The 25,276-nt window shown below is 35.9% G+C and carries 14 protein-coding genes and 1 pseudogene; 8 read left to right on the top strand and 7 right to left on the bottom strand.

From position 1 onward, the window contains the following. Positions 1–114 precede the first annotated feature (114 nt). The 4 genes from F6K06_RS22005 to F6K06_RS21990 form a co-directional block, all read right to left on the bottom strand. Positions 115–876, bottom strand: a complete 762-nt coding sequence (locus F6K06_RS22005; protein ID WP_287243788.1) for a peptidylprolyl isomerase — start codon at positions 874–876, stop codon at positions 115–117. Positions 877–1,812: 936 nt separating this feature from the next. Continuing rightward, positions 1,813–3,711: an HlyD family efflux transporter periplasmic adaptor subunit gene (locus F6K06_RS22000; protein WP_287243789.1), complete on the bottom strand. Its 1,899-nt coding sequence runs from the start codon at positions 3,709–3,711 to the stop codon at positions 1,813–1,815. A gap of 668 nt (positions 3,712–4,379) precedes the next feature. Next, positions 4,380–7,103: a peptidase domain-containing ABC transporter gene (locus tag F6K06_RS21995; protein ID WP_287243791.1), complete on the bottom strand. Its 2,724-nt coding sequence runs from the start codon at positions 7,101–7,103 to the stop codon at positions 4,380–4,382. A gap of 32 nt (positions 7,104–7,135) precedes the next feature. Then, entirely contained in the window at positions 7,136–7,744 is a 609-nt protein-coding gene (locus tag F6K06_RS21990; RefSeq protein ID WP_287243792.1) for a helix-turn-helix domain-containing protein, read from the bottom strand. 693 nt (positions 7,745–8,437) lie between these two features. Here F6K06_RS21990 and F6K06_RS21985 point away from each other — a divergent pair. Further along, on the top strand, positions 8,438–10,561 hold the full coding sequence (locus tag F6K06_RS21985) for a pentapeptide repeat-containing protein (RefSeq protein ID WP_287243793.1): 2,124 nt from the start codon (positions 8,438–8,440) through the stop codon (positions 10,559–10,561). Positions 10,562–10,951: 390 nt separating this feature from the next. On the opposite strand, the gene F6K06_RS21980 is transcribed toward F6K06_RS21985, so the two are convergent. Beyond that, positions 10,952–11,320, bottom strand: a complete 369-nt coding sequence (locus F6K06_RS21980; RefSeq protein ID WP_287243794.1) for a type II toxin-antitoxin system HigA family antitoxin — start codon at positions 11,318–11,320, stop codon at positions 10,952–10,954. Positions 11,321–11,764: 444 nt separating this feature from the next. On the opposite strand from F6K06_RS21980, the gene F6K06_RS21975 reads away from it, so the two are divergent. The 3 genes and pseudogenes from F6K06_RS21975 to F6K06_RS21965 all read left to right on the top strand — a co-directional run bounded on the left by F6K06_RS21975 (position 11,765) and on the right by F6K06_RS21965 (position 17,890). After that, the gene (locus F6K06_RS21975) at positions 11,765–13,120 is read left to right on the top strand and encodes an FAD-binding oxidoreductase (protein ID WP_287243795.1); all 1,356 of its coding nucleotides are present in this window, start codon (positions 11,765–11,767) and stop codon (positions 13,118–13,120) included. A 102-nt stretch (positions 13,121–13,222) separates the two neighbouring features. Beyond that, a pseudogene (locus tag F6K06_RS21970) lies at positions 13,223–14,308 on the top strand (RNA-guided endonuclease InsQ/TnpB family protein). Positions 14,309–16,168: 1,860 nt separating this feature from the next. Beyond that, a complete protein-coding gene (locus F6K06_RS21965; protein ID WP_287243796.1) occupies positions 16,169–17,890 on the top strand; it encodes an alpha/beta hydrolase in 1,722 nt (573 codons plus the stop codon). 358 nt (positions 17,891–18,248) lie between these two features. On the opposite strand, the gene F6K06_RS21960 is transcribed toward F6K06_RS21965, so the two are convergent. Then, complete coding sequence (locus F6K06_RS21960; RefSeq protein WP_287243798.1) at positions 18,249–18,689, bottom strand: helix-turn-helix domain-containing protein; 441 nt, start codon at positions 18,687–18,689, stop codon at positions 18,249–18,251. Positions 18,690–19,050: 361 nt separating this feature from the next. On the opposite strand from F6K06_RS21960, the gene F6K06_RS21955 reads away from it, so the two are divergent. Then, positions 19,051–20,073: a tetratricopeptide repeat protein gene (locus F6K06_RS21955; protein WP_287243800.1), complete on the top strand. Its 1,023-nt coding sequence runs from the start codon at positions 19,051–19,053 to the stop codon at positions 20,071–20,073. A gap of 944 nt (positions 20,074–21,017) precedes the next feature. Here the strand turns inward: F6K06_RS21955 and F6K06_RS21950 are convergent. Then, complete coding sequence (locus F6K06_RS21950) at positions 21,018–21,251, bottom strand: hypothetical protein (protein ID WP_287243801.1); 234 nt, start codon at positions 21,249–21,251, stop codon at positions 21,018–21,020. Positions 21,252–21,556: 305 nt separating this feature from the next. Here F6K06_RS21950 and F6K06_RS21945 point away from each other — a divergent pair, with 305 nt between their 5' ends. From F6K06_RS21945 to F6K06_RS21935, 3 genes are all read left to right on the top strand, one after another. After that, on the top strand, positions 21,557–23,587 hold the full coding sequence (locus F6K06_RS21945; protein WP_287243802.1) for a flavin-dependent dehydrogenase: 2,031 nt from the start codon (positions 21,557–21,559) through the stop codon (positions 23,585–23,587). Then, entirely contained in the window at positions 23,587–23,736 is a 150-nt protein-coding gene (locus F6K06_RS21940) for a hypothetical protein (protein ID WP_287243803.1), read from the top strand. Before F6K06_RS21945 ends, F6K06_RS21940 begins: the two co-directional genes overlap by 1 nt. A 517-nt stretch (positions 23,737–24,253) precedes the next feature. Then, entirely contained in the window at positions 24,254–24,904 is a 651-nt protein-coding gene (locus tag F6K06_RS21935) for a hypothetical protein (protein WP_287243804.1), read from the top strand. Positions 24,905–25,276 lie beyond the last annotated feature (372 nt).

The raw sequence follows: 25,276 nt of genomic DNA, 5'->3' as shown, positions 1-25,276 counted from the left end.
AATGTTCGACTGAGTGATATTTTGCTGTTGACTTTGGTTTGACTCAGGAGTTGGAAGTAGGGGTGTTGGGAGGCGATAATATCGATCGCGATCGCCACCCCCAACCCATTAAAGCTATGGGGAAATAGCTTTACTATTTGATTCTAGACTCGTCACAACTTCAACTGACTCAACTTGCTTCTTAACCCACTCACCAAACAACTCTGAATAAATCTGAAGGCGCAAGTTATTATCTAACTCTGCTGAAATAATCTCCTCCACAAAAATCAAATGCACTCCCTTAGAACTCACAATAGGTTTAATCATTTGAGGAGGTTTAGCCGCAAAAACAGCAGCAGAAATCTCTGGTTTCAAATCCTTACGAGACAATACTCCTCGATATCCCCCCTGACGACGTAACTCTTTATCCTCAATATATTGATGGGCAACATCATAGAAACTCGTTTCTCCTTCCTGAATCGCATAGAATAATTCCATCGCTAAATCTTCATCATCCAAAACCACCTCATACATCACCAAACCAGCATAATTCAATTGATTTTCATAAAAATATGGCTCAACCTTATCTGCAAACAGATGAGTAACCAATTTTTCAGAAACAATACTTATATAGACAGCTTCTTCTAAATCATCTACAGACAAACAATTTTTTTCCAACCAAGCAAAAGTTTCTTGGGAGCTATGAAGTTTATTGACAAACCTCATAGTATCTGCTGCTTTCTGAAGTTCTTCAGTCTCTACTTTTATACCTGCTTCCTGAGCCGCATCCATAATAATCTTGCGAGTAATAATTCCTTCTGTAAGCTCAGAGGTTTTTAAAGATAGCTTGACTTGGTTGAGAATATCTTCAGCAGTAATAGTGATAGATTGTGACATGGTTTTTCTCCTATTAATTAATCAAAACAAATAAGTATCAAGGTAAGCAATCAGCTATCAGCAATCAGCAATTAGTAATTATTCATTACTTCTAAGGTTTTGTCCAGGGAATCATAACAGTAACTTTTTATTATTTTTCAATTTTAAAGGTTGCTTTTATGCGGACTCAAAATTAATAGCTGATAGCTAATATAGCATTTCCCAAGAAGCGTGAGGTACAGATATTGATAATTAAATTTTATCAGTGCGAGCATCTTGCTCGCGCAGGTGTACCTCACTAGGTTGAAATCTGCTATAGCTGACGGCTCAATGCTTACGTATCAAGAGTCATCTTTAGATGACTTTTGCTATTAGCCAAGAAATTCATTTCTTAGGGGGTGAGCGATTTTCCCTTTTAATTATGCGTAATATAATAGACTTGTCGCTTTATAACTTCAAAAACCCCCAAAAACCTTGTTATATAAGGATTGTAGCTATTGGTGACTAAAAAGACCTTGAAATTATTGCTCTGTCTAGGTTGGAGCGATTTTTTCCCTCTATTTAGCGACAACTCTAATGTCCGGATAATTAGTTATCGTATCTCTGAGTCGTAGGGGCGATTCGCGATCTGAGGAGCATTCCGGCACGGAAATCGCCCCTACACGAATCGCCCCTACTTCTTCCTTTTCTATACAATACTGATGTTACCGGACATGATATGAAAAATTAAATGTTCTAAGTCGCGAGCATCTTGCTCGCTTCGAGGTGTAGCTCACCAAGGTGGAACCCGCTGTAATTGTCAATTATATCATGTCCGGATAAGAGCGTGATCAAAAAACTTTCTTCTTTTTATGCTTTCTTTCTGCTCTCTTCCCTCCTGACTCCTGACTCCTGTCTCCTGACTCCTCCCTCATTTATTTATAACTATTCAACCGGACATGATATTATTCATTATTTCTACAAATCTAAACCTCCTTTTTGTAACTTCTTGAATGGGTCAAGAATAAAATCAATTAGACGACGCTGACGCACAACAACCTCTGCCGTTGCTGTATCTCCAGGACGCAAAGCAATACACTCATTACCAGTAGGAATACAAGTCTCATCCAACTCAATTTCTAACTCATAAATTGCTATATTCCCCTCAGCAGTTTCCTGCATTTTTGAAGTAGGAGAAATGTTTTTTAAAGTTCCCTCTACTACACCATAATCCTGAAAAGGATAAGCATCAAATTTCATTTTCACCTCCATTCCTTTCTTTAAAGAACCACTTTCTGAAGTTGCCATTTCTGCCTTCAAAAAAAGATTTTTACCTTGTGGTGATACTTCCACAATCATCTCCCCTTGTTGCACAACATCTCCCACTCCTTCAATCGGCAAATTAAAAATAATGCCTCCCTGTTGCGCCCTAACTACTCGTTGATCCAACTCAAAATTTAAAGAATCAATATCTTTCTTTGTCTGAGCAATTTCAGCTTGAATACTAATAATTTGACTATCCATATTCTTGAGCTGCTCTTTAATTTTTGAAATTGCAATCTCCCCAGAATGAGTAATAGTTTGAGAACTATTTTCTTGTTCTGTTAAACGTAACTCAGCTTGCTCAATATCTGCTTTTGCTTGATTAATTGTTCTTTCATAACTACTCTTTTGTTCTGTTAAACGTAATTCAGCTTGTTTAATATCAGCGTCTGCTTGATTAATAATTCTTTCATAACTACCTTTTTGCTCTGCTAAACGTAACTCAGCTTGCTCAATATCTGCTTCTGCTTGATGAATAACCCGGTCGTAACTACCCTCTTGCTCTTCTATTCTTAGTTTTGCTTGTTCCCGATCTGCTTGACTTTGCTCCCATATTCTTTGTCTTTCTTCTGCTATATCCTCCTTTTCAACTACCTGAATTTCTGTAACTGCACCCTCCTCCCAAAGATTACGATAACGTTCAACTTCTCTGAGAGATTTTTGCCAGCGAATTTCTGATAATTTATAAGCAGTATTACTATCATCTAACTGCTGTTTTACTTGATTAACTTGAGCTAATTTTTCTTCCCTTTGTAAATTTAATATTCTCCTAGCAGCTTCGAGATTTTGTTCTGCTTGATGAACTTGTGCTAGCTTTTCTTCTCTTTGTAAATTTAATATTCTCCTAGCAGCTTCGAGATTTTGTTCTGCTTGATGAACTTGTGCTAGCTTTTCTTCTTTTTGTAAATTGTAGGTGGTATTCAGAGATTGAAAGTTGCGTCGTACTTGCTCTACCTGAGCTAATTTTTCTAATGTTTGGGATTGATTTTGTCGTTCTTGGGTACGAAGTTCGATTTCTAATTGACTTTTTTGTTGTTCAATTTTACTGAGTCTATTTTGTTGACTTTGCAGTTGAATATTCAGTTGAGCAAGTCGGTCGCGAATAGGGCGAGATTCTAATTCTATTAAAATATCTCCAGCTTCAATTTTGTCTCCCTCTTTAACATAAACTTTCTCAACTTTTGCCGTTTGTGTATATACCGTTGCAGCCGTAAATGTTAAATTTAACTCTTGCTTAAGAGTACCACCTTGAGGTTCTAAACGCCCTCTAGCAGTACCAGTTTCATCTACTTGAGAAAACATTCCCCAGGGCAGAGCGATCGCTACAAATATGATTAAAAGATATAGTAATCCTCGCGTCCAACGTTGGGGTAAAGCATCTAATAATTCTTTAGTAGCAAAAGACCAATCATCAACAGATTTATTTGTATCTAATTTGGTCACTTCTGGCTCAGAAATTTTGGAGTTATTTAAACTTTTTTCTAGTGTTACTAAGTCAGTGTCTAAAGGTTTATGACCGTTTGATTCTACAGTTAAATTGAATTGTTGTGGCATGATTTTTATCAGTTATTAATTATCAGTTGTTAGAACTTTGTAGGTTTGGTTGAGGAACCGAAACCCAACACACACTTACCGAATAATTAATAATTAATAATTAAATAATTCGCGCCTTGAAGCCTCCCCTTTTAAGGGGAAAAAAAAGAAATAATATTTCCTTATATTTAATCAAGAACGGTTTTAACCAGAGGTAATTATCAATTATCCATTATCAATTAATGAAGGTTGTTGGGTTGCGCTATCGCTTAACCCAACCTACTACTTTTTTCTAGTTTTATTAAGTCAGTCTCTAAAGGTTTATGACCGTTTGATTCTGCAGTTACGTTGAATTGTTGTGGCATTATTTTCCTAATAATTGTGTTTTTTGTTAAATATAGGGAATAGGAGGGGACTTTGTAGGTTGGGTTGAGGAACGAAACCCAACATATACATTTTGCCCTTTGTCGGTTGGGTTGAGGAACCCAAACCCAACATATACATTTTGCCCTTTGTCGGTTGGGTTGAGGAACCCAAACCCAACATATACATCAGGAACAAAATCCAACAAATACTTACGGTTGTTGGGTTGCGCTATCGCTTAACCCAACCTACTACTTTTGACTTTTCATTTGAAACCCTAACATCTTACTTTTGACTTTTGAATTTTGACTTTTGAATTTGAAATTTTAACTTTCCAATTGTTGGCGATTCAGATAATAATAATGTCCTCGTTTCGCCATCAATTCTTCGTGATTTCCCTGCTCAATTAACACCCCCCTATCCAACACTAAAATTACATCAGCTTTTCTCACAGTAGATAAACGGTGAGCAATAATTAACGTAGTGCGACCCTGGAGAATACTATTCAAATTTGTCTGAATAATACGCTCCGACTCAACATCCAAATGAGAAGTCGCCTCATCAAAAACCAATAAACGAGGATTTCCCAACAAAGCACGAGCGATCGCCAATCTTTGCCGTTGACCACCAGACAACAAACCCCCACCTTCACCAATCTGAGTTTCATAACCCATCGGCAACCTTTGAATAAATTCATCAGCACCAGCTAACTTTGCTGCTCGTACAATATCCTCAAGAGTTGCAGAGGGATGAGCAATAGTCAGATTTTCCCGAATAGTGCCACCAAATAAAAAAGTATCCTGGTCAACCACACCTACTTTGTTGCGCAGGGATGGCAAAGAAATCGTCGTTATATCATAACCATCAATCAAAATTTTACCATCAGTAGGCGGATATAACCCCAAAACCAACTTAGAAATCGTTGTTTTCCCAGACCCAGAACGCCCCACTAAAGCCACAGTTTGTCCCGCTTTTACCTCAAAACTCAAATTTTCCAAAACATTAATATCGCTTTCTGGGTGGTAACGGAAAGTCACATTATCAAAAATAATATTACCCTGTAACTCTACCAAATACTGACGCCCCTCTGATTGTAAATCTTCCTCTGGTTCAGTATCAATCACATCATTAATGCGCTCCACCGCAATAATCACCTCCTGTAATTGATTCCACAAAACCGTCAGTCGCTGAAAAGGACTAATCACAGTGCCAATCAACATATTAAAAGCCACCAACTGTCCAATAGTTAACTCCCCTTGAATAACCAACCATGCTCCAAACCAGAGTAAACCCGTCGTTACCAACGATTCAATAGTTAAACTGAATATTTGCAGTCGGTTGCTAATCACCTGTCCAGAAAAGTTTTTTCTAATTGACTTATTCAGAAATTCCTCCCATCGCCAGCGTACTGTTTGCTCAACTGCTAGAGACTTGACAGTACTTACACCAGTCAGGGATTGAATCAGATAACTACTTTCTTCAGCTAGAGCAGCAAATATTTCTCTAGAGATTTTTTGTAGGAAAGGTGTGGCAATAAGTGCTAATAAAAAAAACGGTGGTATAATAACTAATGCTAGTAAAGCCATTTTCCAGCTATACCAAAACATTAGTCCTAAATAAATGAAGACTGTCAGCAAATCCAACAAAATAGAAAGCGCTTCTCCTGTTAGGAAACGCTCAATTTTCCGGTTTTCTTGAACCCGAGCAATAATATCCCCCACATAGCGAGACTCGAAAAAATTCATGGGTAGTCGGAATGTGTGACGAATAAACCCCACTATCATTGCCAAATGTACTTTATTGGCAGTGTGGTCGAGCAGATATTGTCGTAAACCAGTCATAGCAACCTTAAATAAGCCAAAGATGACTAGACCTAATCCCACTGCTGTTAGAGTTAGAGTGCTACCTTGAACGACTACCCGGTCTAGTAGTAATTGGGTAAATAGAGGCGTAATTAATCCAAATATCTGAATTAGTAGAGAAGTGATAAATACTTCCAGCAACACTTGTCCATGAGGACTGACCAACTCAAAGAATTGCCAGAAGGGAGTAGTGGAATTTTTGAGTTGTTTGATTAAGGCAGTAGGCTGTAGAAGTAGGGTGTAACCAGTCCAACAGGCTTTAAATTCTGGATAAGTAAGATGGCGTTGACCAATACCTGGGTCAGCAATGATGACCTGTTTGGGGGTTATTTCATAGACTACTATATAATGTTTGCCTTCCCAGTGGGCGATCGCTGGTAATTTTTGTTTGGCTAGTTGGTCAAGACTTGCCTTAACTGGTCTAGTGGAAAATCCGATACTTTCTGCTGCTGCAGATAATCCTCTGAGTGATGCACCGTTACGGTCTACATTGGCAATGTCCCGCACGCGATTAACACTGAAATTTTTGCCCCAGTAACGAGCCACCATAACTAAACAAGCGGCACCACAGTCAGAACTGCTTTGTTGAGCAAAGAAGGGATAGCGTCTGGTGATGCGCTGCCAGAGATGACCTACTCGTTGGGTGGGACTAGGGAAATAAGCTTTGTTAATAGTTTTTTGTGGTTTTACCTCTGGTTGCCTATATTCAGTTATATTCGCTTCTGGCAGATTTTCATCAGAGGAATGGGCAGTTTCTGGCTCACCTTTTTTTTGTAGAGAATCGAGTTTGAGAGCAACTTGATGAAGATGTTCTCGAATTTCAGGGTGTTTTTGAATTAGTGGAAGAAGGGTTTCTTCAGGGATATAGGAAAGTTTGAGGTTTACTGATGCTCTTGCTGAGTAGGGTTGAAAGGAATGATCGGGAAATAGGGTAGATTCGCCAAATGATGCTCCAGCATTGAGGGTAGTAATTAATTCACCCTGACTATCTAATAGCCTAACTTTGCCCACAGTTACAATATATATGCCTGGTTGAGCATCTGCTGCTTGCCAAAATTGACCAACTTTTGGTGTTAAGTCTTGTGTAGTTTTAAAGCAATTTTCTATTTCTTTTTGTGAAAGTTGATATCCCAAGACATCAGTAATTTGCCCCTGAGTCAAAGCAGGAGTAGGTGCATTTTGAACCATAACTCAAAATTTTATTTACTAAATATTTACTATTAGTTGTTAAAAGTCTTGAAATTTAACACTCCTACAGATGTGTTAAGATTAATGTCAGAGTTCAGATCGCGAATGATAATGTTTTTCCCATTGATATCTTGACCAGGAATTTCTTCAGCTTTCGGTGGTTTTGGTCTGGTAGATAAACCCATTTGTTTGAGTAAGCGGTTAATATGGCGATCGCTCAACTGTGTACCAAATTCTTTTGCCAAATGTTTGCTTAACCAACTAGCAGTCCACCGACCGAATACATAACCAAATTCCTTGGGACTATTGGTTACTAACTCTTTCAAGCGTTCTAAATATTCTTCGTTAACTTCTTGGGGGCGACCTATAGGATGATTGTTCCATTGGTGAGCTTGACCAGACTTAGCAACAAGTATCCAATGTCTAGCTGTACTAGGAGAACAACCTATAGCTTTGCAAATATGACTTTGGGTTCTGCCTTCATCTGCTAGCAGCATAATTTCTATTCTCTGACGATATTGCCACGGCAACTTATCGTCTAGATTTTTTTCTAGGAGTTTACGCTGAAAAGATGTTAAGCACTTTCCATGGACATCTAACTTACTCATTTTGACTTGGGAAATTGAGCGATCGGATAACATAGGTTTTATAGTTATTTGTTAATAACTCCGTTGTTTCTTGGAGTAAAGATATTTCTCAGCTACAGTTAGTTATACAATTTTGTCTTTTTAATTTGAAAAAGTAGGGGCAAATGGCCATTTGCTGGATTTTTGTGGTGACGATGTGGTTGGGCGATCGGCAAAAACGCTGTAATATTAAGTAACATTAATTAACCACAATGTAGGCGCGTTGCATAAGGGCATCCCTACCAGGTTGGGTAAAGATTAGTGGCGTTGCTGATTCTGAGTATGATTTTGCCCCCCTAGCCCCCCAATTTTGGGGGGAATAAAAGTCTAAAAGTCCCCCTTGGAAAGGGGGAAGCCAGAGGATGCTTCGCTTTTGAACGATGGGGGATGCGCGGGGGCTTGACCAGAACCAAACAATCGTGCATTTATACTTCAATTCAGCAACGCCAGATTAGTTATTACAGTTATTTAATGAGACATGATATAAGACTCAGACAATGCCAGATTTTTTCTTCTCTCCTAAATAAATAAACGCTTTCTTCTTTCTTCCTTATAATAATTGTTAAGATTGTTGAAACCAGTGGTCATTTTGCCAATGTTCCTTTACTCAATTCTTAGATAGATAAAAATATGAATCGGCGTAAACGTAAAATATTGCAACAATATTAACAAGGTGAACGAAATTTCCAAAGAGAAAATCTTAGAGGTTTGTCTTTTGAGAAAGAAGATTTGTCTGGAGCAGATTTCAGTGAGGCTAAGATTCAGAGTACTAATTTTCGTGAGGCAAATCTAACGGGGGCTAAGTTTTGTGGAGCTAAGGCAGGGTTACAGAAGCGTTGGGTAGTAGTTTTGCTTGCTAGTTCTTTTGTTTCAGCTTGTTTTTCAGCGTGTTTAAATTCATTCTCTTCATATTTGATATCACTAATATTTGATTTTGGTAGTATAAGCTCTCAAGTTGCTGGTTTGTCATCCTTAATTGTAATTATTATATTCTGGATAACATTTATTTATAAAGGAATAGACAATGTAGGTGTAGTTTTAGCCTTTGCCTTCGGCTTCGCCATAACCGGAACCGTACTCAGCATGGTAGGCTTCTCCATACCCATCAACGGAGCCGGACTCGCAGCCATGACCGGAGCCGTAGTCGTAGCCATAGGCATAGCTCTAGTCGTAGCTTTCACCGGAGCCGTAGCCTTAGCCGTAGCTTTAGCTATAGCTGGAGCCGTAGCCTTCACCGGAGCCGTAGCCTTCACCGGAGCCGTAGCCATAGCCTTCACCGTAGGATTTGCCGTAGTCGTAGGGGTAGTCGTAGGTAGAGCCGTAGCCATAGGGGGACCCGTAGTCTTATTACAAACACTCTTAATTGCTTACGTTGCTTATCAAGCAATAAAAGGAGATAAAAAATATACTCTTATTCGTAGCATAGCTATTTCTTGTGCTGCCATAGGAGGAACATCTTTTAGAGATGCAAATTTAACTAACGCTGACTTCGCTGATGCTGCCCTCAAAAGTACAGACTTCCGCAAAGCAAACCTCACTCATACTTGTTGGAGAGATACTATCAAACTAGACCGCATACGACCAGGAGAAACCTATCTAAAAGATACCAAAGTCAGAGAGTTAGTCAAAACTGGTGCAGGTGAAAACATCAACTTAGATCGCTTAAACTCTCTTCAAGGAATCAATCTCCAGGGAGCAAACCTAACTAATGCCAGTTTCATAGAAGCAAATCTCAATTTAGCAAACCTTCAAGATGCAAACCTTTCTCGTGCAAAATTAGTAGGAACATTTTTAGACCAAGCTGACCTCACAGGCGCAACTTTAACCGGAGCTTTTCTTGAGGACTGGGGGATAACAACTACAACTAAACTAGATGGTATCAAATGTGATTATGTTTATATGCGTCTGCCTCCAGATAAACGACCAGACTTTCTCAAACTTCCACCTGAAGAAAGTTTGGACGAGCGTGTGCGCCGAAAGCCTGCCGATGAAGATAAAAATTTTGAAGAAGGGGAGTTTGCAGAGTTTCTCAAACCTTTAGTGAATACCTTAGACCTTTATCATAATCAAGGAGTAGACCCCCGAATAGCTGCATATTCGTTTGAAAAACTACAAAAAGACCATCCAGAAGCAGAAATAAAAATGCGTTCTATGGAGGTTCGAGGCGAAAATAATGACAAACTATTGATTAGAGCTGACACTACACCTGAAGCTAACCATTCAGTATTAGATAAAAAATATTTCGATACTTATAATGAGTTGAAAGCACTTTCAGCAGAACAACTTCGAGCAGTATTGGCACAGAGAGAAAAAGATATTAAATGGTATAAAGGTGTATTAAGTGCAGCAGTTAATCGCCCTAGTGTTAATATAGAAAATTATAGTAATCAAGGAGATACAAAAATGTCAGAAAGTAGTGGAGACCAAATTCATGCTCATGAAATTCGTGGAGTAGTTGGTGACGTGGGAGAAATTGGAGCAGTTGGCAACACAGGAGGAAATTATGGTGTAGTTGGCAACAAAGCAGATATTAAAGACTCAAAAATTGCTCGCACAATTCATGAATCTCAGGAACAAAATTTAGCACAAGCAGCAAAAGATATTCAAGAATTATTAGCTCAACTAGATGAAACTTACCCGTCAGATACAACAATGGACAGAATGAAAATTGCTACAGAAGTAATTACACAAATTAATAATAATCCAACTAAGGCAGAAAGAATATTAAGTGCTATAAAATCTGGTGGAATTGCTGCTGTTGAACAATTACTAAATCATCCTGCAAGTAGCTTTGTTATTGCAGCGTTGGAAGATTGGAAAAAGAGTAAATAAATTAAATAATTTGAAAAATTTTTACATCTTAATATTTCAGGGAAAATTCTCACATTCAAAACCTTTACATTTATTCAATGTAGAGCAGGTAGTTGAATTTTGATCGGAGGTTATTTTTGCAATTAGGGAAATAATGTAGGTTGGGTTGACGTAGGAAACCCAACAAAAATAGATATCTCAATAATTACGCAACATTTGTCAATAAAGATGGAGAAATATTAAAAAAATTAGCTAGTTCTTGAATTTGATTTTCTGAGAGTTGGCATTTGCCATTCAATACTTCTAATACCATAAATTCATTGCCTAAAATCAGAGTTTTTTTTTGCAATTAGGGAAATAATGTAGGTTGGGTTGACGTAGGAAACCCAACAAAAATAGATATCTCAATAATTACGCAACATTTGTCAATAAAGATGGAGAAATATTAAAAAAATTAGCTAGTTCTTGAATTTGATTTTCTGAGAGTTGACATTTGCCATTCAATACTTCTAATACCATAAATTCATTACCCAAAATAGGAACTAAATCTTGAGGAGAAAGTTGAGATTCTTCCAATAAAGCTTTGAGAATTTCAACACCACTAATAGTAGGAATTGGTTCGTTTTCTTCCTCATATTCGTAGACTAACATTCCTAAAACTTTTAGATAGTCGCGGTCGTCTTTTGTCAGGGAACTTTTATCTAAAATAGAATTAATCCGATTTTGAGTAGCAATTAATTCAGTTTCGTTAGTTATAGGGCGAGGGGGAAATTTGGTCATTTCAGTGATCAGTGATCAGTTATCAGTTATCAGTTAATCATTAAAGTTTTGAAACTCTGCATTTGATACCCTATTATACCATAGCAAAAGCCCAGGTTTAGCATTAGAATGTTTTTCCCAGTATACTCTCAGCGTCCTCCGACTGATAATACGTATTTTAGCGATCGCTATTTATTAATTAAATTTTGTAGTATTATTATACATAATTAAAAAATCCGGGGTTGCTGAATTGAAGTATGAATGTGCGATTGTTTGGTTCTGGTCAAGCCCCCTAAATTCCCCTAATTTTGGCTTAATTTTAGAGTTTTATTCCCCCCAAAATTGGGGGGCTAGGGGGGCTAAATTATACCCAGAATCAGCAACGCCAAAAATCCAATGGTCAGATTCTCACAAATGATTTAATATTTTTATGTCTATCTTTTTACTTATTCTTTAAAAATACCAATGACAACAACTAAAACAAAACAAATAAATTGGAATGCCCTAGCATCAGAACTAACAAATATCGAAATTATTACTGAGCCAAATCAAGTCACAAAACTCTCCTTAGACTATTATCATTTCAGCCCAATTTTACAATCACAACTAAAAGATAAAAAGGCTAATTTAATTGTTCGCCCCACCAATGAAGCAGAAGTTTTACAAATAGCTAAAACTTGCGTTAAATATCAAGCACCTTTAATAGTTAGAGGTGCCGGAACTGGTAACTACGGACAATGTATTCCTTTAGAAGGAGGAGTAGTTCTCGACACTACAAAAATGAATAATATTAACTGGATAAAACCTGGTTTATCTTGCGTCGAACCAGGAGTAAAATTAGTAGCATTAGACAAAAAAGCTAGAGAAATAGGTTGGGAAATCAGGATGTTTCCTTCAACATATCGCATCGCTACAATTGGCGGTTTTATCGGTGGTGGTAGTAGTGGAATTGGCTCAATTAATTATGGTGGATTACGTCATCGTGGTAATGTTTCTGCTGTGCGAGTTGTCACAATGGAAGACGAACCAAGAGTTATAGAATTGCGTGGCGATGACGTACAAAAAGTTAATCATGCCTATGGAACAAATGGAATTATTACTCAATTAGAAATACCCCTAGCTCCTACTTATCCTTGGGCAGAATTAATAGTAACTTTTGACGACTTTATGACCTGTGCAAAATTCGCTCAAGCATTGGGAGATAGTGATGGAATTGTCAAAAAATTAATTACTGTTTTTGCTTGGCCGATACCTAGTTTTTTTGCTGGGGTAAAAAGTTCAATTCCTGAAGGAAAACATTGTGCTTTTTTGATGGTATCTGAATATAGTTTGGCATCTTTTCAGGATTTAGTTAAAGAATTTAAAGGTGAAATTTGTTATAAAAAAACTGCTCAAGAGGCAAGTAAGGGTACGCCAATATATGAGTTTACTTGGAATCATACAACATTACACGCTCGGAGTGTAGATACAAATTTGACTTATTTACAAAGTGGTTTTCCAAGTGATAGAAATCTAGCACTTGTAGAAAAAATGTATCGGCATTTTGGTGATGAAGTAATCATGCACTTAGAATTTATGCGAATGGATGGTCAAACTACACCAGTAGGATTACAAATTGTCCGTTATACTTCAGAAGAACGACTAAATGAAATTATTGAATATCACGAAAAAAATGGGGTAAATATTTTTAATCCTCATACCTATATTTTGGAAGATGGAGGAATGAAAACCACAGATTTTGAGCAGTTAGAATTTAAGAAAAAGGTAGACCCCTACGGATTATTAAATCCTGGAAAAATGAAAGCTTGGTTAGAGAGATAGAAAAAATTATTAGAGTTTTTCTATGGAGCATTGACTTAATCAGAGAATAACGATTTAATACGTATTAAAGCATACTTTTAGACAGGTTGCCCTCACCCATATATGAAATCCATTAGAACCAAGCTCAAATTAAATAATCAGCAAAAAACGCTTTTAGCCCAACACGCAGGCTATTCACGCTGGTGTTATAACTGGGGTTTAAGTCTGTGGAATGCTGCTTACACAGATGGTTATAAGCCTAATGCCCGCAAGCTTAGAGAGGTTTTTACCAATCATACAAAACCACTTTATCCTTGGATGAAAAACTTGTCATCTAAAGTTTATCAATATGCTTTTATAAACTTAGGTGAAGCATTTAAGAGGTTCTTCCAAGGATTGGGTAAACGCCCACGATTTAAGAAGAAAGGTAAGTCTGATTCATTCACAATTGATAATTGTGGAAAACCCATAGAATTAAATGGATGGAATCATAACATACCTTTTATTGGTTGGGTTAAGACTTATGAGCCAATTGAGGCGACTACTCAAAAAATAACCATTAGTAGACAAGCGGGGGATTGGTACTTAAGTTTAGCGTTTGATCAGCGTGCAACTCCCACACCAAAAACTACTGATGTTGTAGGTGTTGATTTAGGCGTGAAAACGCTAGCAACACTAAGTACTGGTCAAGTTTTCCCAAGCATTAAACCTTACCGTACAGCTCAAGATAAACTAGCAAAATTGCAACGCCAACTGAGCAGGAAAGTCAAAGATTCAAAGAATTGGCACAAAGCTGTAATCAAGCTAGCTAGACAGCACAGACGAGTAGCTAACATCCGCAAAGATGCACTTCATAAATTGACAACATATCTAGCTAAAAACCACACCGTTGTTGCTCAAGCGAAGATTTAAATGTTAGCGGTATGTTAGCTAACCACAAGCTAGCTAAGTCTATAGCCGACCAAGGCTTTTATGAGTTTCGCAGACAGCTAGAATATAAAACTCAGTGGTACGGTTCGGAGCTGGTAGTAGTTGACAGATTTTTTCCATCTTCGCTCGACTTGCTCCTACTGCGGTCATGTTCAAGATATGCCATTGCATCTGAGAACTTATGATTGCAAGAAGTGTGGGATATCTATAGACCGGGATCTGAATGCCAGTATGAATTTGAGGGATGCGGTCGGCTTGACCGTTGATGCCTGTGGATGAGTAGCCGCCGACGGTCTCACAAGAAGCAGGAAGTAAACATTAAAATATCACGCTATGTGACGTTTTATATCAGTTTTATGAAGCAGGTAAGGAGCAGACTTATTTCCTCTGTTAGAAAAAAGCTCAACTGCTCAAGATGATTTAATGAAGGAAAAAATAACTCGTCATATCAAATCCGGTAGGATCGGGATAAAATTTTTTGAAGGTAGGAGTCAGAAGTAAAGACGATAGCAATCGCTCTTGAATAGACAGTAAAAAATCAAAAAATAAGCGTTGGCGGAGTCTAGCGACAGCTATCTCGCTACTGGTTGATAGTGAAGGTGAACAATCCGGGGGAGTTATTGATGTTTGGAAGTTTCAAATACAGGATAAAGATAAAGATGTTGCAGTTTGACTCTAGCATCGAAGCGTGGAAAAACGCCAAACCACCTTGCTAAGATTTTGATTCCGCTGTTGATTCCAGGTTTCTAACTCTTGGCGTAACTGCTCAGTAGTAGGAATATGTCTATCTCGCCATGTTTAAAGATTGTAAAACAGGTGGATATAATCTAGAGGGAAGTCTAGGTAATGTACAAGGTTTGATTAATTTAATTTGACTGATCGCTATTGCTGATACTGGTTGATTTTATCAAGGTAAATTTATCAAAAAATCCGGTGTTCAAAATTACATTTGTAGATGAACAGAAGCTCAAAGAAAATATAGAATACGGGGATTGCTGGGGATTATTTAGTTGATATTGTTAACAGATAATTAACCTGAATCCTCAAAAAAAGTCTGATGTTTACAGGGGATTAAAAGCTCTGTCAATGTTAGATAATATTTAACTATTTACACTCAACGTCTTACCTTTCATCTAATTATTAAACAATTTTAAATTGACTTACATAAATGTTCTCGTGTCCCTAGGGACGTTCACGCAACGTCCCTACTGCTCCCTGCTCCCTACTGTACTTCATAAACCACCGAATACACTGTAACACTCCCTTTTTCATTGTTTCTAGCATACTGGATTAAGACTTGATTCTCATGCCTGTAATGTTTTATATCATGTCCGGTTAAACAGTGATAAATAAATAACTAGGGAGGAGTCAGGAGTCAGGAGTCAGGAGTCAGGAGGAAAGAGGGAAGAGGGAAGAAAGAAGAACAACTGGAGTTGAAGGAGAAAGTTTTTTTATAACTAATTATCCGGACATGATATTAGAGATTATCTGACAAAAGAATCTTAAGAAGTTCTATTATAATTAATTAAATAGATTGAATATGAGATAATAGATTATATTCTTATAGCTATCCTTCCAAGAGCTAGTGGAAAAAGCAATGGATTATCTCGCTTCAGACATATTAATATGATGTGTTTTAACTATCAATACACAGTTGCAAACAAACTACACATTTAGTTTGCTTCTTATTTTTAGTCACTGTAAGAGTGCAAAATTTACTAAATCCTTCTATTTTTCTTATGCGCTTTTAAAAATATATGCAAGTTAAATGTTCAATTACTGATTTAATATTTTGACTGATTTGTTGGTAAATAATATTATAAATTGACGAAAAAAAATCAGTATAAAACGATGCAAAAAGTCAATTAACACTCTGACATACTGAATTATAGTATCTCCAAAGGTACTGTGATTTCCGAGAAAAATTTAGAGAAAACGGTAAACATTTTTTTTCTGCAAACCCGAATTAATCTCAATTAGTTATATAGAATTATCCCTCCGATCAAGCAAAAATTTATTAGGGGATAGTATATTTATTTGTCTAGCATTAATAACTTTAGGGTTAGTATGCTTTCTCGAAAAGCAGAATAAACGGCTGAAAAGTTATTAATTATAGGAGTAATTAGGAGTAATATAATAGTGAAAAATAAAGTCTTTCCAGTAAAACAAACAAACAAGAGAAAAAGCAATTATTCTACTTTTAACCAATGGTTCAAATCTCTAAGTCTAAGCATAATTCCTGCTATTTTAACTGCTTTACCAGTGAATGCAGCAAAGCAGATTTCTCTAGGTCATAAAGATCTAAATATTTTGATTCCTGTATCAGCATTAGAAAATTATGCCAAAACGGGAGAAATTAGCTATGAACTAGCTAGTTATATGCTACTGTTAGAAGCTGAAAAAGAAGATAAATATCGGGATCTATTACACAACCGCTATAATTTTCCTCCTCAGATAGTCTCTCAATTTATCAATTCCCCTATGGGAGAATTATTCCTGAAAAACTTAGGGAAAGTAATCAAAACTTCATCAAATTCTGAGAATGAGAATTTAACTACTGTTGAAAATGGTGCTGAGGAAATTAGAACTGCTTTATTAAAGGCGGCAAATGATGCTGAAGGCTTAACTATCATAAATTTTATCCGTCATTTTCCCAGTGATACTATATGGTTCGATACAAAAGAAATTTTTGCTGTAACTGAAAAAATTGCTGCTGTACAAGAAGATACAAAAACTTTTATAGAAACTGTAGCAAATCTGACACAAACAGAAGCTTACAAAGAAGAAAAAGTAGATTTTTCTCGTTTACCAGATATTAGGAAAAAAGGAAAATATAACTTTTCAAAGCAACAAATTATCCTGCAAGATGAGGGACGCGATCGCAATTTTTCAGTACAACTTTATTTACCCAATATCTCTTCAGCAGAAATATCAATTCCTGTAGTTGTAATTTCTCACGGTTTAGGTTCTAATGGAGTTAATTTTGAAAGTTTAGCTAAACATTTAGCTTCTTATGGATTTGCTGTTGCTTTACCCCAACATCCAGGTAGTGATTATGAATATATCCAGAAATTTTTAGCAGGTAAAACTAAGGATATGTTCCATGGCAATGAATTTATTGACCGCCCCTTGGATATTTCTTTCTTATTAAATCAATTAGAGCAGTTAAATCAATATCAATTCCACAATCAATTAAACCTGAAAAAGGTAGGTATATTTGGTCATTCTTTTGGTGCTTATACTGCCTTTGCTTTAGCAGGTGCAGAGATTAACTTTCAGCAACTAAAACAAGACTGTGGCCCACAAATGGAAGTTTTAAATATGTCGCTGCTGCTACAGTGTCGTGCTTTGGAATTGAAGCCTCAAAAATATAATTTGAAAGATGATAGAATTGCAGGAATATTTGTACTCGATCCAGTCAATAGTAGTTTATTTGGAAAAGCTGGTTTGAGTCAGATTAAATTACCTGTTTTGTGGGGAAGTGCTAGTGAAGATAAAATTACTCCTATTGTTTTAGAACAAGCAAACTCTTTTACTTGGTTGACAACTCCTGATAAATATTTGGTCTTAACAGAGGGAGCAGATCATATCAATATTGATTTTGGGGCAATTAGAGAAAATAGTTTCACTTCTCTAGCAGAGTTGATTCAACCAGATCCAGACGTAGTCAATGGTTATGCTAATGCTTTTGGTTTAGCATTCTTCCAAACCCATGTTGCCGATCGCCCTGAATATAGTTCATATTTACAAGCATCTTATGCTCAGACCATCGGCGAAAAACCTTTTAATCTGAGTTTTGTGCGGTCTTTGTCAGAAACTCAGTTAAGTAAAACATTGAAACAGGCAAGAAAAACTAATTAAAACTATCTCCGGTTGGGTATCTAAAGAGTGGTATGTGAGCTATGGGAAATAATATTAGCAAACCTAAATCATTCCGCACTTTATGATTATAATAATACACATTCAGACAGATGGTCAGAAAATTTTGTCCTGCTCTACATGAATTTGTGATCGGTTTTTTGATTACCTGTTGCCTAAGTAATATCATGTTGTTTAATAGCGCGATAGATACTCTGTTCCGCTTTCCTACAGAATGCTACGCAAACACGATCAAAACTTTCTTCTCCTGTTGCTTCTTTTTCCCTATTGACTCCTGACTCCTGACTCCGTTCATTGTTAATTTGTAAGTATTCAACCGGAGATGATATAAAGCACCATACTACTTATTTTTTGTGAGTTTACCTTTTAACTGATATCTAACTGTGGAATAAACTGCTTTGTAAGAAGCATTAATATTATATTCTTCTTTCAACCATTTTTGAATTTCTCCATAACTCTGAAAACCATTATTGGGGTCGTTAAGTCGTTTTTGCAACCCATCTCGCGCTTCTGGTGGGATTGCTGGTTTGCGCCCCCCACTTTGTTTTACCTGTAATAACCCCGATAATCCTTCTTTACGATATTGTCTCAACCACCTTTGTACTGTAATCCGATTTACTCCTAAAGTAACTGCCAATTCTTTGACAGTTGTCACTTGACCAATTTTAAATAGATATAGTGCCTGAATCTTCTGAAAGCCACTAGCAGTTTTTTGGCCATTTAGCAATGTTTTGAGTTCTGGGACTGTTTCTGTAATTTCTATTTTACATACCCCGGCCATATTTGTTTCCTCTCAAGTCCATACTGCTATTCTCATATAAAAATCTTTTCTATCATATCTGTAGCATGCAAAAAAGTAAATTATTCTGATATTTTTTGCTCTTCGTTAAAAAAAATATCAGGTAATACCATTGATCAAAAATAATGCTACAAAAATGAAATTGAAAATTTATATTTTGAAGAACCTAATCCAATTCTTTTTCCTACCTATTTCTATCATTTTTTACCTTTAGATCTTCTTCTCTCTTGATTTTACTATTGCGATAAAATTGGTATAAGATTAAGATATGGTAAATAAAAAAAACTAACGGCTAATACATGATTTGCTAATTGCTTTACTGATGAAATTGAAAGGAGCAACTATGGGTCAAAGAAACCTAGTCAAAGTTATTATAGTTATCCTGGTTTTAGGTTACGGCATTTCAATTTTTTTGCTAAATAATGTACAAAAAAAATCCATAGCTCTAGCTCAAGCAAAGATAGCTAATTTAGGAGATATTAATCAAGATTCTGATGTTAATAAACTTAGAGCTGCCCTAGCTCAATTGCCAGAAGCAATAGATATTTTAGAACAAGTTATTCAACTGCCTGGTGTACCCTTACAACCTGTATCTAGAGAAATAACTAAACTAAATTATCAACTCATTGCAGTCAAGCGAAAACTATATTTAGCAGAACATGGATTAATCTATTTAAGGTTAGCAAAACAATCTGCAATGGCTGCAGCTTTATTAGTACAAAATCCTCCTCATCCTGTTGATACTTGGTATCAAGCGCAGCAAAAATGGCAATACGCAATTAATTTATTAGAAAAAATTTCTGAAGAAAGTTTGTCATATTCAGAAGCTAGAGAAAAATTAAAGCTTTATCGAGAAAATTATCAAGTAATAACTCAAAGATTCAATATGGCTAAACAGGCAATTAATCTAAATAACCAGGCTAAACAAAAGATGGAAGCAGGAAATTATCAAGGTGCTATTCAGGATTTAAATAAAGCTATAAGTCTCAATCCTGGTCAAAGTGAAGCTTACTTAAGTAGAGGAGTTGCTTATTCTCAACTAGGAAGGAGAATAGGAGCGATCGCTAACTTTAATAAGGCAATAGAAATTAATCCTGAAAATGCCGAAGCTTATTATTATCGAGGCGATGAATATCTACAAATAGGAGAGCAGAAAAAGGCTCTTCAAGATTTAAATAAATCTATCAAGATTGATGCTAATAATCCTAAGTCATACTTTAATAGGGGGATAGTTTACTACTTAATTGGAAATCAAAGTGAGGCGATGGAAAATTTTCAGCAGGCGGCTTTTTTCTTTGGATTGGATGGCGATTCCGATAATCAAAAAATTGCAGTAGATATGTTAGATAAATTTCAACAAAATTAGATTTAATGGCAGGAAAAGGAGTCAGTCCTCAGGAGTCAGTTAGGGGAGTAGGGGAGTAGGGGAGTAGGGGAGTAGGGGAGTAGGGGAGTAGGGAAGTAGGGGAGTAGGGGAGTAGGGGAGTGAGGGAGAAGTAAACAGAATAATAATTAATTAATGCACTCCTAAAGCCCTACTTAATAATTGAAGTGCTACCTAAGTTAAGCATTAATGCATAGTAATTGGGTGCATCTCATATTTGCAAAAATACTTTTTTCCTATATATTCCCTATTCCCTATTCCCTGTTGCCTGTTCCCTAAAAGCGATAAATTTTTGGCTTTATTCAGCATTGAGATGCACCCTAGTAATTGGTATTATACCAATTTGATAAATGTTTGTTACAAATGGTAGGGACGTTGCATAAGGGCGTCCGTACGAAAGAAGGAAGAGGAAAGAAGGAAGAAGGGATAAATATTGAAAAAAAGGGAAAAACAATATAAATAACTATCTAAAATGAACTGGAATAGCTATTTTTAAGCATATTCGAGCAAGGTCTACCTTTTTGTAGCATTCTTTTTTCAAATTGGTATTATAGATAGCAGTCTAAGGAAAGGTTAGAACAGATCAAAAGCTTCAAACTCAGACAAAGTCATATTTTTCCTTCGGCATTGCTGAACCAAGAGATGAATCTTTGCAGAAAAGGTAAATCTCATCTTTATACTTTCTCTTTCTCTAAAACTATAATTCCAATGTGCAAATATACAACGCCACCACACTAATTTATCCGGCAAGTATGCAATGCCATATTTTTCCTTCTTCCTTCTTCTTGTAATATCATGTCCGCTTAATTAACAATCAGAAAATTTCTTCTTCCATCTTTTTTTCTTTCTTCCCTCCTGACTCGGTCCTCCTGACTCGGTCCTCCTCCGTCGTTATTTATTAAGTATTCAACCGGACATGATATAAGTCACAGCAAATACTCCCAAGCTTCATTAAGGATCTGACTGAGCAATTGTCTTTGGGCCATATTTAATAAACGATCATCCGCAAGAATCTCCTCCTTCAATTCCTCTATAGATTTTCCTTGAGAATGAGCAACATTAACTATACCAGCTATAGCTAGAGCGACAAGTTCATCACTAACTGGCTGTTGTCGCAAAGCAATTACTTCTTGATCGCTTGTAGGTACAGGATAATTCATCTCTACTCCCTTAGTGTCTTTGAGATTTTTTCACTACTCTACTGATTGAGGCTAAACTATTTTGTTGGCTTGAACGAAGTTTACTAATTGAAGATAGTCATCTAGAGACAGATTTATCTTTAAAACCTATCAAGAGAGAGTAGAAACTTAAAAAAATACTACCCAAAGGAAAATTTCTCTTGGGTATACTTCATAGTAGAAAATATTGTAAACTTTTATATTAAATTAAAGTTTTATCTAACGATAATAGCATAAATTAAAATACTGTCAACTTTAAGATTAAAAATTAATTCCCAAAAAAACAGATGAAAGAAATTCTTTACCTAGAAGTACCAACGCCAGATACAAAAACTGTTTGTCAATGGTTACAGCATAAATTTCAACCAAAGTTCGGTGATAAAATTCTTACTTCAGATGGTTTTGTTATGAAATTTTCTGAAGATCCTACTCAGGAATTTTCTGTATTTACCTGGTCATTACAACGAACTACTTATCTCAAAGTTTTTGCTCAAGGAAATGTATCTTCAATACAAAAACAATTCATTTCATCTTTGACTACCAACTTGAGAAAAGAATTTCCTTTCAATTATCCAGAACCTCCGATAATTGACTTATCAAATCAGTCAATTTTTACAGCTTTAGCATCTGATTATCCTCTGACTGTAAAATACTTTCAAAAAATGCCTCAAGGGGAATATGATCTGAAACGTTTATACTGGTGGGAAAAACGTTGGCGCGAATCAGTTAAAAATCCTCAAACACCAAAACAAGTAGTGTGGAAAAAAGAGTTAGGAACAAATAATAATTCTGTTGAATATGACCTCATTTATGTTGGTGGCGCTCTGGGAGTTATTCATGCAGCTGTTATGGCAAAATTGGGGTACAAAGTCTTATTATTGGAACGTTTGACTTTTGGTAAAATGAATCGAGAATGGAATATTTCTCGCTCCGAACTACAAAGTTTAATTGACTTGGGTTTATTTACTGCTGCAGAAATAGAAGGTTTAATTGCTAGAGAATATAAAGACGGTTTTAACAAATTTTTTGATAGTAATAACCCTGATTTTGCTAAGGCTGCAATTCTGCATACTCCTACAGTTTTAAATGTGGCATTAGATTCAGAAAAAGCACTCACTTTATCTGGGAGAAAACTACAAGAATCAGGAGGCAAAATTGTAGATGAAACAGAATTTATTAAAGCTGAAGTTGAACCAGAAAAAGTTGTAGTTTATACTCAAAATCTATCTAACAAAACTGAACAAATTTTCTCTGGGCGTTTGTTAGTAGATGCTATGGGTAGTGCTTCTCCAATCGCTTGGCAATTAAATGGTAAACGTGCTTTTGATAGTATTTGTCCAACAGTTGGAGCAGTAATTGATGGTGGAATTGAATCGGAAGTTTGGGATTCAAATTATGGAGATGTTCTCAATAGTCATGGCGATATTTCTCGTGGTAGACAATTAATTTGGGAGTTGTTCCCTGGTGCTGGTAATGAGTTAGCAATTTATTTATTTCATTACCATCAAGTTCATCCTGAAAATCCTGGTTCTTTGTTAGAAATGTACGAAGATTTTTTCGCAATTTTGCCAGAATATCGACGGTGTGACATGGATAAATTAGTCTGGAAAAAGCCAACCTTTGGTTATATTCCTGGGCATTTTAGTATCAAAGGTAGCGATCGCCAGGTGGCTTTTGACCGTTTAATTTGTATTGGCGATGCTGCTTCTCTCCAATCTCCTTTAGTGTTTACTGGTTTTGGTTCTTTAGTCAGAAATTTACCTCGTTTAACCGATCTTCTAGATACTGCTTTAAAATATGATTTACTCAGCGCTAATCACTTAAATCAAATTCGTGCTTATCAAAGTAATATTGCTGTTACTTGGTTATTTTCTAAAGGCATGATGGTACCAACTGGAAAGTTTTTACCTCCCCAAAGAATTAATTCTATATTGAATACATTTTTTGGGTTATTAGCAGAAGAACCTCCAGAAATAGCAGATACTTTTATTAAGGATAGAGCTAATTGGTTTACTTTTACCAGATTAGCTCTCAAAGCAGCTAGAAAAAATCCTTATCTTTTATTGTGGATTCTAGATTTTATCAACTTTCAGGAAGTATTACTCTGGACAATAAGTTATATCAATTTCACCTTGTTTAGTTTAATGAATTTCCTATTAGGATGGTTGCCTAGTTTTGCCCGCTGGATTCAACCTTGGTTAGAACCTCGTTATCCTAGTTTATGGTTTTGGATATTAGCTAATAGTTATGCCTTAACTTATAATGTTGGTCAACCAAAAGTGAAATTTACACTACAAAAATCGGCGTTGGTGAATTAGTGTATGATACTAATCTTAATGACTTAGGAGTCAGGAGTCAGGAGTCAGGAGTCAGGAGGGAAGAAAGAAGAAGAAATAGGAGTAGAAAGAGAAAGTTTTTTAGTCGCGTAAACGGAATAGAAAATCAGAAAAAAACTGTATCTCAGTAACTTAAAAAACGCTATAGCAATCCGCGCATAGGTTGCGACAAATCAAAAAGTAGATAAAAAAACTGACACTTTTACCTGTTCCCTATTCCCTGTTCCATGTTCCCTAAAAATCAGTAATATTTTTGACACGAATAACACAGGATTGCTACATATTATTTGATTGCTCATTAACAACAAAATCTCTCACAATCAAATTTATCGGTATGTTCAATAATTAATAATTAATAATTAATAATTAATAATTAACAATTAATAATTACCTCTCCTTGAAAAGAAAATTTTTTCTTTTTTCTCCTTTAAGGGAGATGCTTTAAACTTTAATTATTCGGTAAAGGGTTGAGAATAATTGGAAAATACATCCGTTATTTGGGTGCATCTCACATTTGCAAAAATACTTTTTTCCTATATATTCCCTATTCCCCGTTCCCTAAAAGCTATAAATTTTTGGCTTTATTCTTGCATTGAGATGCACCCATCTATTTCACTCCATAGTTAGAACTAAAAATCTCAAAGAATTATGCGGTTAGATTTAGAAGGATTAGAAATTACAAAGGGTGAACTTAAACATCTCACTGGAGTGAGTTTAGGTAAAATATTGCGGCCGCCTACCAAAACTAAATATTTATTAGAAGGTTTGAAAAGTTTACTAATAGCTTTGCTTTTATTAGTTAGTTACTGGATGGTAGTACAAATCTTAAATCAACACCATTTATTATTAATAGTTATTTATTTAAGTATGGCAATAGGATTATTTTTAGAAGATATCTATAAAATATTTATGACTCGTAAAAATCAACGTCTGATTAGATTGTTTGAGGATGTAGATAAATATAATTCGATAGTTCAAGCGATCGCTATTAATGACAAAATTGAAGCTGCTGGGAACCCTCAAGTTAAATTAAGTAATCGCACCAAAATTATGGAAGCTCTAAAACTAATTAGAGAAGATTTAACTAGAGCTTTGAAAACCGAGCGAATTATTCGGGAAAATCAGAAATTTGTTAATAAAAATACAGACTTATTTACCTTGAATTTTAATACTTTGACAGCTTTGCAAATTAATGACAAAGCTAGCGAACATGGAAAATTACTTAACGAAGCTCTAGAAATAGCAATTGAAGTTAGGGAAGAGATGAAAAAATTAAAAAACGAACATTTGCTCAACTAAGGGACTTACAAGTAAAAAGCTGGTTTTTCCCAATCACTCTAATTCTTTTGCCTTTCTCTAGTAATTTTAAAGATACTAACTGATAGCTTTAGGCTTAAACAAACAATTAATTATTTGTTAATGATCTGGCACACACTTTCTTGATTTTCGTTGCATGATCGCTCTGCTCTAACTAAGAATACTTATAGAACCCATTTGGTCTCTTTGTCCACAATTAAGTTTTTTTTACCAGGAGTTAGGAATCAGGAGATTTCATTAATGGATAATTGATAATTGATAATTGATAATTACCTCTGGTTAAAATCGCTACGGAATTGAATATAAGGAGATATTATTTCTTTTCTCTTGGTCGATTGGATATGGCTCCGAGAC

Origin of the sequence: Okeania sp. SIO1H4 (genome assembly GCF_010672695.1) — a bacterium.
Taxonomy (GTDB): Bacteria; Cyanobacteriota; Cyanobacteriia; order Cyanobacteriales; family Microcoleaceae; genus Okeania; species Okeania hirsuta.
Note: the sequence above shows the minus strand (reverse complement) of the source record. Positions and strands in the feature narration are given on the sequence as shown.

Bases quoted from the DNA above. Each gene is read 5' to 3' on its own strand.
- F6K06_RS22005 (WP_287243788.1), bottom strand. From the start codon at position 876: ATGTCACAATCTATCACTATTACTGCTGAAGATATTCTCAACCAAGTC.
- F6K06_RS22000 (WP_287243789.1), bottom strand. From the start codon at position 3,711: ATGCCACAACAATTCAATTTAACTGTAGAATCAAACGGTCATAAACCT.
- F6K06_RS21995 (WP_287243791.1), bottom strand. From the start codon at position 7,103: ATGGTTCAAAATGCACCTACTCCTGCTTTGACTCAGGGGCAAATTACT.
- F6K06_RS21990 (WP_287243792.1), bottom strand. From the start codon at position 7,744: ATGTTATCCGATCGCTCAATTTCCCAAGTCAAAATGAGTAAGTTAGAT.
- F6K06_RS21980 (WP_287243794.1), bottom strand. From the start codon at position 11,320: ATGACCAAATTTCCCCCTCGCCCTATAACTAACGAAACTGAATTAATT.
- F6K06_RS21975 (WP_287243795.1), top strand. From the start codon at position 11,765: ATGACAACAACTAAAACAAAACAAATAAATTGGAATGCCCTAGCATCA.
- F6K06_RS21960 (WP_287243798.1), bottom strand. From the start codon at position 18,689: ATGGCCGGGGTATGTAAAATAGAAATTACAGAAACAGTCCCAGAACTC.
- F6K06_RS21955 (WP_287243800.1), top strand. From the start codon at position 19,051: ATGGGTCAAAGAAACCTAGTCAAAGTTATTATAGTTATCCTGGTTTTA.
- F6K06_RS21950 (WP_287243801.1), bottom strand. From the start codon at position 21,251: ATGAATTATCCTGTACCTACAAGCGATCAAGAAGTAATTGCTTTGCGA.
- F6K06_RS21945 (WP_287243802.1), top strand. From the start codon at position 21,557: ATGAAAGAAATTCTTTACCTAGAAGTACCAACGCCAGATACAAAAACT.
- F6K06_RS21935 (WP_287243804.1), top strand. From the start codon at position 24,254: ATGCGGTTAGATTTAGAAGGATTAGAAATTACAAAGGGTGAACTTAAA.